At 73.1% G+C, this 15,848-nt stretch carries 13 protein-coding genes and 2 tRNA genes; 6 read left to right on the forward strand and 9 right to left on the reverse strand.

The features are described from left to right. Nucleotides 1-27: 27 nt before the first annotated feature. The 5 genes from IEZ31_RS08190 to IEZ31_RS08210 all read right to left on the reverse strand — a co-directional run bounded on the left by IEZ31_RS08190 (nt 28) and on the right by IEZ31_RS08210 (nt 5,589). Nucleotides 28-1,203, reverse strand: coding sequence for a phosphotransferase family protein (locus tag IEZ31_RS08190; RefSeq protein WP_190249138.1), 1,176 nt, complete (start codon nt 1,201-1,203; stop codon nt 28-30). A 19-nt stretch (nt 1,204-1,222) separates the two neighbouring features. Continuing rightward, a complete protein-coding gene (locus tag IEZ31_RS08195; protein WP_190249139.1) occupies nt 1,223-2,263 on the reverse strand; it encodes a suppressor of fused domain protein in 1,041 nt (346 codons plus the stop codon). 8 nt (nt 2,264-2,271) lie between these two features. Next, entirely contained in the window at nt 2,272-3,027 is a 756-nt protein-coding gene (locus IEZ31_RS08200; protein WP_190249140.1) for an SGNH/GDSL hydrolase family protein, read from the reverse strand. Between the two features lie 88 nt (nt 3,028-3,115). Further along, the gene (locus IEZ31_RS08205) at nt 3,116-4,303 is read right to left on the reverse strand and encodes a tetratricopeptide repeat protein (protein ID WP_190249141.1); all 1,188 of its coding nucleotides are present in this window, start codon (nt 4,301-4,303) and stop codon (nt 3,116-3,118) included. After that, nucleotides 4,300-5,589, reverse strand: a complete 1,290-nt coding sequence (locus tag IEZ31_RS08210) for a helix-turn-helix domain-containing protein (protein ID WP_190249142.1) — start codon at nt 5,587-5,589, stop codon at nt 4,300-4,302. The genes IEZ31_RS08205 and IEZ31_RS08210 overlap by 4 nt, the downstream gene beginning before the upstream one ends. Nucleotides 5,590-5,769: 180 nt before the next feature. On the opposite strand from IEZ31_RS08210, the gene IEZ31_RS08215 reads away from it, so the two are divergent. After that, nucleotides 5,770-7,092, forward strand: coding sequence for a carbohydrate-binding protein (locus IEZ31_RS08215; protein WP_190249143.1), 1,323 nt, complete (start codon nt 5,770-5,772; stop codon nt 7,090-7,092). Nucleotides 7,093-7,149: 57 nt separating this feature from the next. Here IEZ31_RS08215 and IEZ31_RS08220 read toward each other — a convergent pair whose 3' ends face one another. The 3 genes from IEZ31_RS08220 to IEZ31_RS08230 are packed head-to-tail and all read right to left on the reverse strand — an operon-like array spanning nt 7,150 to nt 10,383. Continuing rightward, entirely contained in the window at nt 7,150-7,917 is a 768-nt protein-coding gene (locus IEZ31_RS08220) for a dienelactone hydrolase family protein (protein ID WP_190249144.1), read from the reverse strand. Between the two features lie 10 nt (nt 7,918-7,927). Continuing rightward, nucleotides 7,928-9,565, reverse strand: a complete 1,638-nt coding sequence (argS, locus tag IEZ31_RS08225) for an arginine--tRNA ligase (RefSeq protein ID WP_190249145.1) — start codon at nt 9,563-9,565, stop codon at nt 7,928-7,930. Nucleotides 9,566-9,606: 41 nt separating this feature from the next. After that, nucleotides 9,607-10,383, reverse strand: coding sequence for an EcsC family protein (locus tag IEZ31_RS08230; protein ID WP_190249146.1), 777 nt, complete (start codon nt 10,381-10,383; stop codon nt 9,607-9,609). Between the two features lie 7 nt (nt 10,384-10,390). Between IEZ31_RS08230 and IEZ31_RS08235 the strand changes: the two genes are divergently transcribed. The 5 genes from IEZ31_RS08235 to IEZ31_RS08255 all read left to right on the forward strand — a co-directional run bounded on the left by IEZ31_RS08235 (nt 10,391) and on the right by IEZ31_RS08255 (nt 14,797). Beyond that, nucleotides 10,391-11,038 (forward strand): hypothetical protein, encoded by a 648-nt coding sequence (locus tag IEZ31_RS08235; RefSeq protein ID WP_190249147.1) that lies wholly within the window; start codon nt 10,391-10,393, stop codon nt 11,036-11,038. 152 nt (nt 11,039-11,190) lie between these two features. Further along, nucleotides 11,191-11,281 (forward strand) — tRNA-Ser (locus IEZ31_RS08240). 36 nt (nt 11,282-11,317) lie between these two features. Further along, nucleotides 11,318-11,390 (forward strand) — tRNA-Arg (locus IEZ31_RS08245). A gap of 419 nt (nt 11,391-11,809) precedes the next feature. Then, a complete protein-coding gene (locus tag IEZ31_RS08250; RefSeq protein WP_190249148.1) occupies nt 11,810-13,666 on the forward strand; it encodes a sensor histidine kinase in 1,857 nt (618 codons plus the stop codon). A gap of 114 nt (nt 13,667-13,780) precedes the next feature. Then, nucleotides 13,781-14,797 carry a hypothetical protein gene (locus IEZ31_RS08255; protein WP_190249149.1) on the forward strand — a complete coding sequence of 339 codons (1,017 nt, stop codon included), beginning with the start codon at nt 13,781-13,783 and terminating at the stop codon, nt 14,795-14,797. On the opposite strand, the gene IEZ31_RS08260 is transcribed toward IEZ31_RS08255, so the two are convergent. Continuing rightward, nucleotides 14,767-15,570 (reverse strand): SGNH/GDSL hydrolase family protein, encoded by an 804-nt coding sequence (locus IEZ31_RS08260; protein ID WP_190249150.1) that lies wholly within the window; start codon nt 15,568-15,570, stop codon nt 14,767-14,769. The two genes, IEZ31_RS08255 and IEZ31_RS08260, sit on opposite strands and share 31 nt — an antisense overlap. Nucleotides 15,571-15,848 lie beyond the last annotated feature (278 nt).

Here is a 15,848-nt window from a genome sequence, read left to right on the forward strand (position 1 = left end):
CTACAGCACCGGTACGACAAAACTAGATCAGCCCAGGTTGACGGCCTCGCGGAGGCAGTCGGGGACGTCGAGCGAGTGATACGGCCATTCACTTGGCTCGATATTGTGGACGAAGCCGGCGTACACCACGGCCCCCAGCAGCGGGGCGACCGGCCGGAGCAGCTCCACCGCCCGCTCCGGGTCGCTGCCGGGCGCCACCCGCCGCCACAACCCGGCCCAGTGCGCGATCAGAGCCGAGGCATCGGCGTCGGGCAGCCCCTCGACCAGCCGCAGGATGTCGAAGCCGGGGTGGCCGAGGAACGCGTCGCCCCAGTCCAGCACCGCCGGCGGTACACCCGGAGCCGCCCGCACGTTGCCCGGATGGAAGTCGCCGTGCACGAGCGTGTCCGGCATGCCGCACGCCGCCACCTCCGCCAGCCGCGAAGACAGCCCGCTGAGCAGGTCGGCGAGGCCGAAGATCTCCGAGAGCCACGGCTCCGCCGCGACCTGGATCTGGCGGTACAGCCGGATCCCCCGCCGATCGAGGACGCCCCGGCCCACCAGCAGCGGCAGCTCGTCGAGGGCCCGCCGCTGCACCCCGTGCAGCAGGTCGACCATCGGCCGGCGCTCGGCCGCGGGTGCCCCGAACCGGTCCTCGCCGGGCAGGTCGGCGAGCAGCTGGCGCCCCGTGCCGTCGGCCGCGAGCAGCCGGGGCGCGGCGCCCGGCGCGACGGCCCCGAGCCAGGCCAGCACCTCGCTCTCCGCCTTGAGGAAGGGTGGGAGGTGTTTCAGCCAGTACCGCCGGGAAACCCCCTCCAGCTGCCACAACGCCGAGAGGTTCCAGGTCTTGCGCTGGACGGTCCGCACCGGCGCGCCGAGGCCGAGGTCGCGCATCTCGGCCACGGCCCACCGCAGGCTCGCCGCCGGCCCGCCGACCTCCGCGTACGGCGCCCGCCGCGGGTCAGGATGCGGGTGCACGGCGGCGGGAGCCAGCTCCGGGACGGGGCCGTGCGTCTCGGCCAGGTAGGTGACCGCGCCGCCGGGCTGCCGCGGCCGATCGGCGTGCAGCAGCCGCAGCACGGCCACGTCGACGCCGAACCGCTCGCGGGCGCCGTCGACCACGTCCGCCACCTCGGCCCACCACGGCACCTCGACGTCGAAGGCCGGCAATGAGCCGAGCACGGTCCCCGAGCCGTCGACCAGGACCAGCGTCACCGTCCGCACATCCGACCACGATAGTGCGTCAGCCGATCGTCTCCACCAGGTTGCCGTCCCCGTCTCGCAGGTCCGAACGGGTGATCTCCACGACGAGAGACTCGGCGGCCGGCACCGCCCGCACGCCGGCCTCCGGCACCAGCACCGAGACCAGGCCGTCCAGCGCCTCGACGGTGAGGACGACCGCCAGGGTGTCCGATTCCTCCGCGGTGCCGACGGAGAAACTGCCGGACGAGAACACGGCGGTGGCGTCGGGGCCGTTGACGACCAACTGCCGCCCGAACGGCAGGCGGCCGAGCAGCGTCTGGGCCACCCGCTCGGCGATGTGCGCGCCGACGACCAGCCGGATCAGGTCTCCGTCGCGACGCCAGGAGAACTCGGCGACGGCCAGGCTGGCGGTGGCCGAGCCCTCGCGCCGGCGGCCCTCCTCGACCGCCTCGGCGATGACCGGATCGTCGGTGGCCGAGCCCCGGTCGAGGTCTGTGACCAGCAGCGGCAGCCGCTCGGCGAGCAGGTCGAGCAGGTCGCGGACGCTCCAGGCCTGGGTCGCCGCATACTCGTCGGGGGTGAGGCCGACGATCTGCAGGAACTGCACAATGCCGTGCGGGGTCTCGATCGTGCCGAGCTCCGGGTCCTCGGTGAACGCGATCGCCCGGATGAGGGTCTCCTGGTCGAGCGCGATCGGCCCGTTGAGGTCCATGTGGTGGTTGACCTCGAACCAGTTGCCGGTCTCGAAGACGTACCGCGCGAGATTCTGCAGGAAGTTGGCGGCCCAGATCGGCGGGTCGTCGTCGGCCGCGTCGCGGCGCAGCCGGAACGTGAACTCGAAGCCCCACCCGGACTCCTCGGCGTTCGCCGACTCCTTCCCGTACAGCTCGGACATGCCGTAGCTGACGATGTGCCAGTGCGGGACCGGGTCGAGCCGCGGGTAGTAGCTGATGCCGTCGAGCGGGTCGGGCCCGCCGAGCCGCCACTTGATCAGGGTGGCGAAGTGCTTCGGCTCGACGCCGGGATAGAGCCGCTCGAGCGCGGCGTCGATGGCGTCCCAGCCGGGTGCGTCGGAGGTCACCCGGTGATTTAACCGCTCCCGGGGACCGGCCGCCACGTCGCGTACTTCGCGGCCCGGTCGTCGCCCGACGACCGCCCGCCGACCCGGCGGCGGACCCAGGGCAGCACGTGCTCGCGGTAGTAACGCGCCTCGGTGAGCAGCCGCCGCGCCGGCAACGGCCCGGGGTCGATGCGGTGGGCCGTGCGCGGGTGCCCCAAGGCGGTGAGCACCAGGCCGGCGACCCGCTGATGGCCGGCGGCGTTGAGGTGGAGGCGGTCGGCCGACCAGTACGGCGCGCGGCGGACCTCCTCGTCGCCGAAGCAGTTGACGAACAGCAGCCCGTGCTCGGTGGTCAGCTCGGCGACGGCCCGCGTGAGCGCGGCACCCCGCCGGTGGATCACCCGCCCGAACGGCAGCCGCGCCGATGGGTCGGCCCCGCTGAGCACCATCAGCCGCACCCCGGCGCCGGCGCAGCGCTCGATCGCCCGCTCGGTGAGCGCGACCAGCCTGGCCAGGTCGGTGCCGGGCCGCATCATGTCGTTGCCGCCGCCGTTGAGCGAGATCAGCGTGGGCGCCGGGGACATCGCCAGCGCCGCGTCGAGCTGCTCGGTCACGATGGGCTCCAGCAGGCGGCCACGGATCGCGAGGTTGGCGTATTGCACGGTCTCGCCGGTCGCCTCGGCGAGCCCCGCCGCCACCAGGTCGGCCCAGCCGCGGGTCGTCCCGTCGGGCAGCTCGTCGCCGACTCCCTCGGTGAAGCTGTCACCGATCGCCACGTATCGCATATCGGGTCCCAACTGTAGACCCCGGTTTCCTCGCCCTGCGGCGGCGGTTACAGGAGGCGAAAGCCAGGCGCAGGCGGGCAACGCCCGCTCATGACGGCCGGCCCAGCGCGTCGACGGCGGCCAGGCCGTCGGACAGGGCCTCCAGGGCGTCCGGCCCACGGCCGGCCGCCGCCAGGAGGTCGGCCAGGGCGAGCACCGCGTCGGCCAGGTCGCGGCGCGGGCCCGCCGGCTTGAGCAGGGCGATCGCCGCGCGCAGGTGATCCTCGGCCGTCTCCGGGGCCAGGAGCGTCCACGCGCGGTGGACCGCCGCGGTCGGCGCCGAGACGTCGGCGAGCAGCTCGGTGGCCGTGGACGGGCTGCCCAGGGCGCGGTAGGTCACGGCCAGGTCCGCGATCAGGTCGGGGTCGGCGGGCAGGCCGGCGAGTGCCGCGGTGAAGTCGGCCAGCGCGCCGCCCGGGTCGCCCGCGGCGAGTCTCGACCGGCCGCGCAGGCGGCGGACCTCGGCGATCGGGGCGGACAGCCAGGCGGCCAGCGCCGCGGCGCGGGCGGCCGCCAGGGACGACGCCGCCTCGGCGGTCCGGCCGGCGGAGGCCAGCGTCCGGGCCACGGTCAGGTGCAGCTCGGCGGCGTGGGCCGGGTCGCCGGCGGGCGCCAGCTCCAGGGCCGCCGCGACCGCCGGCGCGGCGTCCTCGCCGAGGTCGTTCTGACAAAGAGCGAGCAGGGTGTGTACCGCCAGCAGCGCCGAGGGCGACGGAAGGGAGGCGCGGTGCAGCTCGTCGCGCAGCGCGCCCAGCAGGTAGGCCGCGTAGCCCGGGTCGCCCTGCCGGCGGGCGCACCACGCGCGCCCGGCCACGGCGGCGGCCCGGTGGTGTGGCGGCGCGTCGGCGAGGAGCCGGTGGGCGCGCTCGAAGTGGGCGGCGGCGGCGTCGACCGAGGACGCGAGGCGGCCGAGGACGACCGACGCTTCCGCCCGGCGCGCGTCCGGCTCGGTGGGCGAGGCGGCGATCCCGGAGTACCACTGGGGCGAATGGCTCATCGAGAGCAGCTCGATGTCGAGCGCCAGGGCCTCGCCGGGGTGGCGGCCGGTGGACAGCTCGGCGACGTCGATCGACAGCCGGGCGGCGAAGTGGGCCAGGGCGTCGCTCGACGGGACGCGGTGGCCGTTCTCGACCGAGGAGACGTACGCGGCCGTGTATTTCGGCTCGGCCAGGTCGCGCTGGGTGAGGCCGCGGCTCGTGCGCAGGGCGAGGATGCGCGCGCCGATGCCGGTCGTCATGCGAGTCTCGTGGCGGCCAGCAGGCCGCGCCGGAAGCTCTCGGCCGCGCCCGCGAGGTCGCCGGTGGCACGCTGCTGCTCGCCGAGCAGGCGGCTGGTGGTGACCAGCTCGGCGGCCAGGCCGGCCTCGGCGTAGCGGTCGGCCGCGCTGCGCAGCAGGCGCTCGGCGTCGGGGGCGCCCCGCGTCGCGGCGATGCGCCCGAGCAGGCGGTCGGCCTCGGCCATGCACTCGACGTGATGCGTCTGCCGGCAGATGTCGGCGGCGGCCCGGGCCAGCCGCTCGGCCTCGTCGAGGGCGCCCTCCAGGCGGCGTACCTCGGCCAGCTCCAGCGTCGCGCCCGCGTGGTCCTGCACCGCGCCGACGTCGGCGAGGATCGTGCGGGCCCGCTCGAAGCGGTCGGCGGCCTCGGCGGCCCGGCCGACGCGGCGCAGCACGTATCCGCGGGCCCACTCGCAGATGCCGATCTCGCGGGTCAGGCCGAGCTCGGTGTAGACGGCCAGGGCCTCGCCGAGCAGCCGCTCGGTCTCGGCCAGATCGTGCTCCCGGCGCAGCTGGGCGACGGTGGCGATGAACTGCGCCACCCACTCGCGGTTGGCGACCCGCGGCAGCAGCGGCAGGGCCTCCCGCTCCAGCCGGCGGGCCCGCTCGCGCCAGTCCTGCTCCAGGAAGGTGTACACGAGCGCGCTGGTCAGCCGGACCTGCGCGTCGGGGTTCGGCTCGGCGGCCGCGCGCACGCCGCGCAGCTCGGCCTCCAGCAGCGCCACGGCGGCGCCGGTCTCGCCGTCGATCTGCAGGCAGTACGCCTGGCGGGCGATGATGGCGGCGCGCAGGGCCGGCTGGCCGGCCGGCAGGATCTCGAAGGCCCGTCGATAGGCGGCGGCGGCGGAGGCGACCCGGCCGCGATGCAGCTCGATCTCGCCGGCCAGATGGACGGCTCGGCAGCGCAGCTCCGGCAGCGCGTACCGCTCGGCCTCCCGCTCGGCCCGTGCGGCGAGCTCCTCGACCGCGCCGGTCTCGCCGCGGGACAGGCGCACCCGGGCCTCGGCGAGCATGCGGGCGAGCTCCGACGCGGCGCCGGGCGGCCGGCCGTGCCGTAGGTCGTCGGGGTCGACGCCGAGTCCGGCCGCGATGTGCGCGAGCGCCTCGTCGGTCGGCGCGCGGACCCCGGCCTCGACGGCGGCCAGGTAGGCGCGGGTGTATCGCGGCTCGGCCAGGTCCTTCTGGGTCAGGCCGCGGTCGAGCCGCAGCCGCCGCACACGGGCGCCCAGCGTCTCGTCTTCGTTCATCGACTCACCTTGCCATGTTGACAGTCCCCGATGCGCGTCCTACCGTTCACGCAACAGCGATAGTAACTACAGTTATCTCGCTTGTTGCGCGCGCTCCGGCGCCGGGGTGCCGGGTTGAGCCTCCCCGCCCCGGTGCCGGTCTCCACGCCGGCACACCCCCAACCGAAGGAAGGATCCGCGATGCGCAAGACGTCCCTGGTCCTGTGCACGGTCGTGGCCACCGCCCTGGCCACGACCGCCGGCGCACTGGCCTACGCCAATGCGTCCGGCAACGCACCGGCCACCGAGGCAGCCCCACCGGGCGTCGCCCCGGCCGTGTTCAGCGCCATGCAACGCGACCTGCACCTCACCCCCGCCCAGGCGCGCACCCGCCTGGCCAACGAAGACCGCGCGGCACGCACCCAGCAGGTGCTGCGCAAGACCCTCGGCGGCACGTACGGCGGCACCTGGCTCTCGCCGGATGCCGGTACCGTCACCGTCGCCATCACCGACAAGGCCCAGGAACGGTACGTCCGCGCGCTCGGCGCGGTCCCGTTCGTGGTGGTCCGCAGCGAGGCGCAGCTCGACGCCGCCGTGACGACGCTCGACCGGCACTCCGCCGCGGCGCCGGGCACGGTCAAGGGCTGGTACGCGGACCTGGCCACCAACTCCGTCGTCGTCCTGAGCTCGACCGGCGACGCGAGCGGCTTCCTCGCGGCCAGCGGGGTCGACCGGGCGGCCGTCCGGGTCGAGAAGACGAACGAGGATCCCCGTCCGTACATCGACGTCATCGGCGGCAACGCGTACTACATCGGCAGCGGCACCCGCTGCTCGGTGGGCTTCTCGGTCAACGGCGGGTTCGTGACCGCCGGCCACTGCGGCACGACCGGCGCCCGCACGACCCAGCCGGGCGGCACGTTCCGCGGCTCCAGCTTCCCCGGCAACGACTACGCCTGGGTGCAGGTCGACGCCGGCAACACCCCGCGCGGCCTGGTCAACAACTACAGCGGCGGCAGCGTCGCGGTGGCCGGCTCGACCGAGGCCGCGGTCGGCGCGTCGGTGTGCCGCTCCGGCTCCACCACGGGCTGGCGGTGCGGCACGATCCAGCAGAAGAACGCGTCGGTGACGTACTCGCAGGGCACGGTCACCGGCCTCGTCCGCTCCAACGCCTGCGCCGAGCCGGGTGACTCCGGCGGCTCCTGGATGTCGGGCAGCCAGGCGCAGGGCGTCACGTCCGGCGGCTCGGGCAACTGCTCGACCGGCGGCACGATGTACTACCAGCCGGTCAACGAGATCCTGCAGGCCTACGGCCTGACCCTGGTCACCTCCGGCGGCGGCACCCCGACGCCCACGGCGACCTCGACGTCGAACCCGCCGCAGGGCGGGACCTGGGCGCCGAACACGAACTACGCGACCGGCGCGACCGTCACCTACGGCGGCACCACCTACCGCTGCCTGCAGGGACACACCTCGCAGGTCGGCTGGGAGCCGCCGAACGTCCCGGCGCTCTGGAGCGCCGTCTAGACCTGGTTCTGGGAGGGGTAAGGGAGCGGGTCCGGCATCAGGGGCGCCGGGCCCGCTCTACCCGTGGTTGACCTCTTCCAGGAAGCCGACCAGCTCGCGCCAGCTCCGCCGGTCGGCGACCGCGCGGTAGGCGGGGGTGCCCGGCAGGGTGAAGCCGTGCGGGGCGCCGGAGTAGCTCGTCACCTGCCAGTCCAGCTCCGGGCGGGTGCGCAGCTCGTCCTGGAACGCGGCGACCGCCTCGTCCGGGACGACCGGGTCCGCCGCGCCGGTGGCGATCAGCAGTGACCCGCTGATCGCCGCCACGTCGGCGGGCTCGTGCGTGAGCAGCCGGCCGTGGAACGACACCGCGCCGACCAGCGGCGCGCCGGTGCGGGCGAACTCCAGCGCCGCCGAGCCGCCGAAGCAGTAGCCGATGACCGAGATCCGGGCCGGGTCCACCGCCGGGTCCTTGGCGACCAGGTCATACGCGGCCCGCACCCGGGCCCGCATGAGCTCGAGGTCGCCGTAGTACTTCCCGGCCTCGGCCGCCGACTCCTCGTGCCCGTCGAAGCGGCGGCCGGCGCCGTAGATGTCGACCGCGAACCCGTAGTAGCCCAGCCGGGCGAGCATCTGGGCGCGCGCCTTCGGGTACTCCCGCAGCCCGGTCCAGTCGTGGATCACCAGCACGGCCGGCTTCGGCTCGACGATCGCGGTGTCGTGCGCCGCATACCCTTCGAGGGCCTGCCCCTCGTGCTCGTAGGCCACGGCGCAGGCCTCGATCCGGGCGCCGGCCCCGGCCGGCACCGTCTCGACGAGTTGCTGATGGACGGCGGACAGCTCGGTCATGAGCCTCAGGCTACATGCGCTCCGGGGCGCCGATCCCGAGCAGTCCGAGGCCGGTGCGGAGGGTTCTGGCGGTGAGGTCGCACAGGGTGAGCCGGCTTCCGTTGCCGAGCACCCGGCAGTTCTCGTAGAACGCGGTGAAGGCGGCCGACAGCCCGAAGAGGTGGCCGGCCAGGTGGTGGAACTCCAGCGTGTCGGCCGTCTTCCGGACCGCGGCCGGGAAGCGCAGCAGCTCGATCGCCAGCGCGCGCTCGTGCCGATCCTCGATGACCGGCGGCTGCGGCGCCTCGGCGCTGCTGCGGAGGATCGACCGGATGCGGGAATGCGCGTACTGCAGATAGACGGAAGTGTTGCCGCGCAGCGACAGCATCCGGTCGAAGTCGAGCACGTAGTCCTTGGCCCGGTCGTTGGACAGGTCCGCGTACTTCACCGCGCCGATGCCGACGGCGCTGCTGATCTCCGGGTCGGCGTTGTGGACGGCCGCCCGCTCGACCGCCTCGTCCAGCAGGTCGGCGAGCTTCGCCGTGCCGCCGTCGCGGCTGCGCAGGAGCTTGCCGTCGGGGGCGAGCACCGAGCCGAACGCGATGTGCTCCGCCCGCACCGGAGGCGCGAGCCAGCCGGCCTCCCGGGCGGTCGCGAAGACCAGTTCAAGGTGCAGGTGCTGGGGCTGGCCGATGAGATACAGGATCCGGGTGGCCTTGAGGTCCTCGATCCGGTGCCGGAGGGCGGCGAGGTCGGTGGCGGCGTAGCCGTAGCCGCCGTCGCTCTTGCGAACGATCAACGGCAACGGCCCGCCGTCGCGGTTGGTGAATCCCTTCGGGAACACGCAGGTGGCGCCGTCGCTGTCGCTGGTCGCGAGGTCGCGGACGATGCCGTCCAGCTCGGCGTTGTACGTGCTCTCCCCCGCGAAGTCCGCATCCTGCAGGCGCACGCCGAGCCGCTCGTACATGCTCAGGAAGTGCCGCCGGGACGTCGCCATGACGGCCCGCCACAGCCGCAGCGTGGCCTCGTCGCCGGCCTGGAGCAGCACGACCCGCTGCCGGCTGCGCTCGCGGAACCCGGGGTCGGCGTCGAACCGCCGCCGGGCCTGGACGTACAGCTCGCCCAGCTCGGCGATGCCGGCCCGGTCGTCGCCGGCCAGCTGCTCGACGAGCATCCCGAACGGCGTGCCCCAGTCGCCGAGGTGGTTCTGCCGGATCACGCGATGCCCGAGGAACTCCAGCAGCCGCACCACGGCGTCGCCGATGATCGTTGACCGCAGATGCCCGACGTGCATCTCCTTGGCCGCGTTCGGCCCCGAGTAGTCGACGACGACGGTCTCCGGATCGTCTACTGTGGACACACCGAGCCGCTCGTCGGCGCTCAGCCCGTGCAGCAGCCGGCCGAGGGCTTCGTCGGCGAGCGTGAGGTTGATGAATCCGGGCCCGGACACCTCGATCTCCCCGCACAGGTCGTCGAGGTCGGCGTGCTCCAGCACCTTGGCGGCCAGCCGGCGGGGATCGGTCCTCAGGTGGCGGGCCAGGCCGAGCGCGGCACCGGACTGATAGTCGGCGCGCTGGGATCGCTGGACGGCAGGATCGACGGGCCCGTTGGCCACGGCCGCGAACGCACGCGCCAGTCTGGCGTGCAACAGCTGCTCGATGTCTGCCATACGCCACGGTACTGCTGGAGTCCCGCGGGCCGCATTGGCTTTTAGCGCCGGTAGTGCCGGACGGCCCGGGCCGCGAGCAGCTCCATGGCCCGGGCGGCGGTGACCGCCCCGACGACGAGCCCGGCGCCGGGCACGACCCGCCTGGCGAGCCGGGCGGCGACGGCCCGCACCAGCCCGCCGCCGACGGCGCGGACGATCGGCGCCCCGAGCCGCGCGGGCCCGACGCCCGGGCTCGCCGGCCGGGTGACCTCGACGTGCTGGGCCGCCCGGATCGCCGCCTCGGCCGTCTCGACGCTTCCGTGGACCCGCTGGATCACGAGCAGCTCGGCGGCCCGCTCCGGGTCGAGCGGGTCGTGGCCGTACGCGGCGGCGAGGTGGAGCACGAGCCGGGCCTGGAGCCAGCCGAGGGCGGCCCCCTCGGCGACGAGCCCGACCGCCCCGGCGGCGCCGGCGGCGGCGCCCTGCAGCCGGGCCCGGCGGACGAACTCGCGGGTGACCGCCCGGGCGACGGCGTCGCTGGTGGCAGTGGGGTAGGTCGCCCGATACCAGCCGACCCGCCGTCGCGCCTCGGCACCCAGCCGCCGCACGGCCGCGAGGGCGAGGAGTTCGGGCAGGTAGGCGGGGTTCACCCCGATGCTGCCGGTATTGAACTGCTCGGGCTCCGGAGCAACCTCGACGACGGGTTCCTCGGCGACGGCCTTCTTCGCGCTCGCCGTCTTGACCGCTTTCCTGGCTGCTTTCTTGACCGCTTTCTCGACCGGCACGGGCTCGTCACCGAGCAGATCGAGCTGCTCCGCCTGCACCGCCGGCTTTGCCATGGTTTTCTTGACCGCTTTCTTCGTCGCCTGCCTGGCGGTCGCCTCCCGCGGAGCCGGCACCTCGGCCGCGGGCGGCGCCGCTCGAGTGACCTGCACCCGGTCGGCCTCGGCCGTGACGACTTCCTCGGGCGGCGCCGCCTTCTTCACCACGGCCTTCTTGACGGCCGCTTTCTTCGGTGCGGCCTTCTTGACGGTGGCTTTCGCTGGAGCGGCTTTCGGCGCCGTGGGCGGCTCGGCCGGTGCCGCCGGATCGGTCGGTGCCGCCGGATCGGCCGGTGCCGCCGGATCGGTCGGTGCCTCGACCGGCCCGGCTCCGAAGGCGGCCGGCACGGTCCGCGGCCGGGACGGTGGCTCCGGCTCGACCGGCGGCGACCCGGCCCGGAACGGACTGGCCTGCACCGACGGCGGCGCGAACGGCGTCGCGGCCGGCGTTCGCGGGCGCGGCGCGCTCGGCTGGGCGGTCTCCGGCGCGGCAGCTTCTTGCGGCGGCGGCTCGAACCGCAGCGAGGTGTCGCCGAGCGCTGGGCCACGCCGCCGCCCAGCAGCGGGTGGCGCATCCGCTTTGGGCGGTTTGTGCGCTTTTCGCGGCGGCGGGCCGGCGTCCTCTCCCATCTGCAAGAGCGTAATGGCCAACGGCCGCCCGCGCCGGATGTGACCGACGCCATCCCCGCTCGGGCGGTGGCCGTCGTCACACTCCGCTCGGGCCCCTGGTCAGGCAGGCAAGCCTCCCCGGGGGCGTACCCGCTTTGCCGGAAGATTGGGCGGGCCTGTATCCTCGGACGGCGGTTACCGGTGACGGTGGCTGCTGGAGGCTTCGCCTAGTTCGGTCTATGGCGCCGCACTGCTAATGCGGTTTGGGTCTTAAAGCCCATCCCGGGTTCGAATCCCGGAGCCTCCGCGCAAAGCCCGGTGTGTACACTGGGCCGAGCACCGAGCGCCCGTAGCTCAACGGATAGAGCATCTGACTACGGATCAGAAGGTTAGGGGTTCGAGTCCCTTCGGGCGCGCAAGGTCAACAGGCGGTTGAGCTGCGGAAACGCGGATCAGCCGCCTGTTTCGTCTGTCCATCGTGGACGTGCAGCGGCTCGGGCTCCGCGCCGTCCGACCTGGATCTCGGACGCTTCTACCCACATGCGGGGTGCGGATCACGTCTCGCCCTGGCGACGTAGGCATCACCCGGGGGCGGCGGTGCCGACCCACGCCACCCGCCCTTCCGGACCGAGGCGCCGCCTCTCGGCGCGTGGATCTTCAGCGGCGCCGGCCACGGCGGCCACGGCATCCACGACCGGCCGCAGGACGACCGGTGGACCGGCGGCGTGCGGCCGCCGCCGTCGGTGGACCGGCGGGGCGGCCGCCGGCCTACGGGTGACGGCCGCGAAAAGGTGATGATACGGGCGATCCAGGACAACCTGGATAAGCTCGAACTATGCGTTCGGAGTTCCTGTTGCGAATGGTGCGTCCGACGCCCCCACCGATTGGAGTGGGGATCGCGGTCGCTGCCCTCCTGGTCGCCGCGGAGACCCTCCTGATCTATCCACTCATGACCATCGCAAGAGGGCCGTCCCTGGTCATGATCTACCTGATCGGCGTCGTCACGGTGTCGATGGTGTGGGGCCTGACGCTGGGATTCGCCACATCGTTGGCAAGCGTCCTGGCATACGACTTCTTCCACATCCCACCCATTCTGGGATTCGCGGTCGCCGATACCCGGGACTGGGTCATGCTCGCCGTCCTCGCCGGGGTCTCCTTGGTGACCGCCGCCTTGGCGGACCTGTCCCGACTGCGGGCCGCGCAGGCCCAGGAATCCGATCTCACCGCCGAGATGGCCGGCCTGCTGCTCAACACGGACGACGTTGCCGCCGCGCTGCCCGCGGCCGCCCAACGGATCGCGCACGCGCTCGATCTGCCGGGTGTGGCGATCAAGCTCGAAGCCGTCCCCGACGGCACCGGCCGGGACTCGGTGTTTCCGCTGCGCGACGGCGCGACCTCGCTCGGGACCCTGGAGGTCCCGGACGGCATGCCTGAGGTGTCGCGACGGCGGCTGCGGGAGAAGGTCGTCCCGTCGCTCGAGTCGCTGCTCCACGCCGCCCACGAGCGTGCGGCCATACTCGACTCCCTCCGAGCACGGCGCGACGAGCTGCGGCTGCTCGCCCATCAGCAGGCCGCGTTGCGGCGGGTGGCGACGCTCGTCGCGCGTGGCGCCAGTCCGACCGAGGTCTTCGCCGCGGTTACGGCAGAGATCAGCCAACTCCTCGGCGCACGTCACACGACGCTGTTGCGCTACGAGCCCGACGACACGGTCACCATCGTCTCGACCAACGAGCCCACACTGATGTCGTTGGTCCACAGCCGCTGGTCGGCCAGCAACGGCAACATCGCAGGACTGGTGCGCCGAACCGGTCGCGCCACCCGGATGGACGACGACGAAGACACCGCCGGCCCCGGCACCCGCGAACATGAACTGGACATCTGTGCGGCGATCGGTCTGCCGGTCGTCGTCGAGGACCGCTTGTGGGGAGTTCTCGTCGTCTCGTCCAGGCGGGCCGAGCCCCTGCCGCCCGACGCGGAGGAGCGCATCAGGGGCTTCACGGACCTTGCCGCCACCGCCATCGCGAACGCCGACAACCGCGCCGAACTCATCGCGTCCCGTGCCCGCATCGTGGCGGCCGCCGACGAGGCACGTCGGCGCATTGAACGCGATCTGCACGACGGCGCCCAGCAACAGCTCATCTCAATCGGGCTCGAGCTGCGCGCGGCCGAGCATTGCACGACGCTTGAGCAGGTCAAGGCGCAGGTGTCGGATGTCGCTACAGAAATCAAGAGCATGCATGATCATCTGCGGGAAATCTCGCGAGGCATTCACCCACCGATTCTGACCACCGGCGGACTGGAGCCGGCACTCAGATCGCTCGCCCGCCGTTCCGCAGTCCCGGTGGAGCTTGACATCCATCTCGATCAGCGATTGTCCTCGAGCGTCGAGGTGGCCGCGTATTACGTCGTGTCGGAATCGCTGACGAACGCGACAAAGCACGCACACGCGTCGCTCGTGCACATCGTCGCGGAGCTGCAAGGCGAGACGCTTCAGCTCGCGATCCGCGACAACGGAGTCGGCGGAGCCAACCCCGACAAGGGATCCGGACTCACGGGCCTGATCGACCGCGTGGTGGCGCTCGGCGGACACATGACGATCACGAGTCCTGCGGACGGCGGGACGTCGCTGTCGGCCGCCATCCCGACCCGGCACACCGACCCGTTCGCTCCCCCGGCTCCGGCCAAGCGCTGAAACCACGCTCATTGCATCGGGGGGCGCGCGGGTCCGATGATCGGGCCTGTGCGAATCAGCTGGCAAGCCGTTGTGGGTGGGCTGTCCGGTGTGACCGCGGCCGCGGTCTGGGCCTTGAGCTTGGCGATCTATCAGCCGTTCATGCAGCCGAGCGGATTCTGGGCCGATCCGCAGACGGGTGCGAGCTTTCCGGAACTTGCCGGCAACAACACCTATTGGCCCCGCGACGTCCGGCAGCTGGCGATCCTGTTGGCGCTTGCCGGGGTGATCCTGATCGTCGACGGGCGGATCCGCGGCGTCGTCACCGGCGCGGTCGCCACGGGCGCCTGGCTGATCGCCGACCTGTGGCTGGACCGGGTCGACATCTCGGGTCAGGCCGCCGCCGCGTGGCTCGGCGTTGGCGGTGGCCTCGGCTTCTTCGCGACCGCCCTGGTCGGCGCACGTCTCTCGACCGGCCGCGGCGCCGGCCGCGGACCCGTGGCCTCCGCCGCCGCGAAGGACCTGGCCGCCGGCACCGCAGCGGTCCTGGCGGTCACGTCCACGCTGATCACCACTCCGTGGGACGAGCCCGTCACGCGACCGGACCTTGTCCGGGTCGAGGACGCGCTGCTCGCGATCAAGTCGGGCCTGGTGGTGATGTTCGCGGTGGTCGCGGTGAGCCTGGTCGCGCGACGACTCACCACCGCCCGCGCCTGGCTGGTCGCTGCATTCGTCGTCGTGGCCGCGCTGGCGGCCTGGCCCGGCAGCGGCGCCGCCTCCTACGGCTCGCTGCTAGTCGCGCCGATCGCCGTGTCGCTCGCCGTGGCGGCCGCGCGCGACGTTCCCCTTGGCCGGTTGGTCGCGGTCGCGGGCGCATGCTCGGTGACCCTGCCGTTGTCCTTGCTGATCCTGTACTTCGGCGGCACGGCGGCAGGCGGGGCGATGACGTCGCTCGCCGGTAATCCACCGGTCAACGGCGCCGACACCGACTTGTCCATCGCCCTGGCCGGCCTCGCGCTCGGGCTGCTGCTGGCACTCGCCGGCTACGGAGCGACCCGCCCGGCCCGCGGCGACGCCGGCGCGTCCGGGCGGGAGCGGGCCCGCCCGGACGCGGCCGCCGGTCAGCCGGCGGCGGAGGAGAAGACCGGGTAGAAGCCACCGGACTGGCCGGCGGCGGTCGGGTGGTAGGAGATGCCGAGGCTGAGGTAGTTGAGCGCGTGCAGCCACTTCTCGCCGTAGCTGCAGAGCTGGTGGCCCACGAAGATCGACCGTACGTCGGCGAACTTGAACCCGGCCGCCGTGGCGGCCGTCTTGGTGACGTCGTCGAGCAGATTGATGCCCTCGTTGATCTTCGCGCGGGAGTTCGCGCTCAGCCCGACGCAGATCGTGCCGAGCTGGTAGAAGACCGGGTAGCCGACGACCACCACGCGGGCCGAGGGCGACCGGCCCTTGATGCCGTTGTAGACGGCGGCGAGCTTCGCCGGCAGCTCGCGGCGCACCTTGTCCTCGGCGGCCTGCACGGCGGCGATGCAGTCGGTCTCGCCGTACAGCACGCAGGCGGTCATGATGCTGGAGAACCCGACGTCGTTGCCGCCGACGGTGACGCTGACCAGGGTGGTGGTCGACGACAGGGCGGCGAGCTGGGTGTTGATCACGTCCGCGGTCGTGGCGCCGGAGCAGGCGACCGAGCGGTACGAGGCGGGCTTGACTCTGGCGTTGTAGAGGGCCGAGTAGGCGTTGGTGCTGCGCTGGCACGAGCCGCTCTCGGCGGTGTAGCTGTCGGCACCGACACCGGAGGCGTACGAGTCGCCGAGGGCGACGTAGCGATCGGTGGCGGCGGCGCTGGCCGGGGCCGCGGCCGCGAACGTGGCGGCGAGGGCGGCCGCCAGGCTCAGGGTGAGGGTAACGAGTCGGGTTCTCCGCACGTCGCGCTCCTGTTGTGGAGGGGGTGTCCGGAGATTGATATCAAGCTATGGATGCGGCAAGGAAGATTCACTTGCGCCAAATGATCATAGGAATCTATCGGTACGATAGGCCCGAAATGCCGTTACCGGCGGACGGATGATCGCGCCCCGGCCGACGAGTTGGCGGGGCGCGGATCGACTTCGGTCCGGGACGCCGCTTGGGGCGGGCCGGAGACGGCCGCCGACGCGCGGCCGGCGCCGAGCGGCACGGCGACCCCGGTGGCGAGCGCGGCTGCGAG

This window comes from Dactylosporangium sucinum, assembly GCF_014647515.1.
GTDB lineage: Bacteria > Actinomycetota > Actinomycetes > Mycobacteriales > Micromonosporaceae > Dactylosporangium > Dactylosporangium sucinum.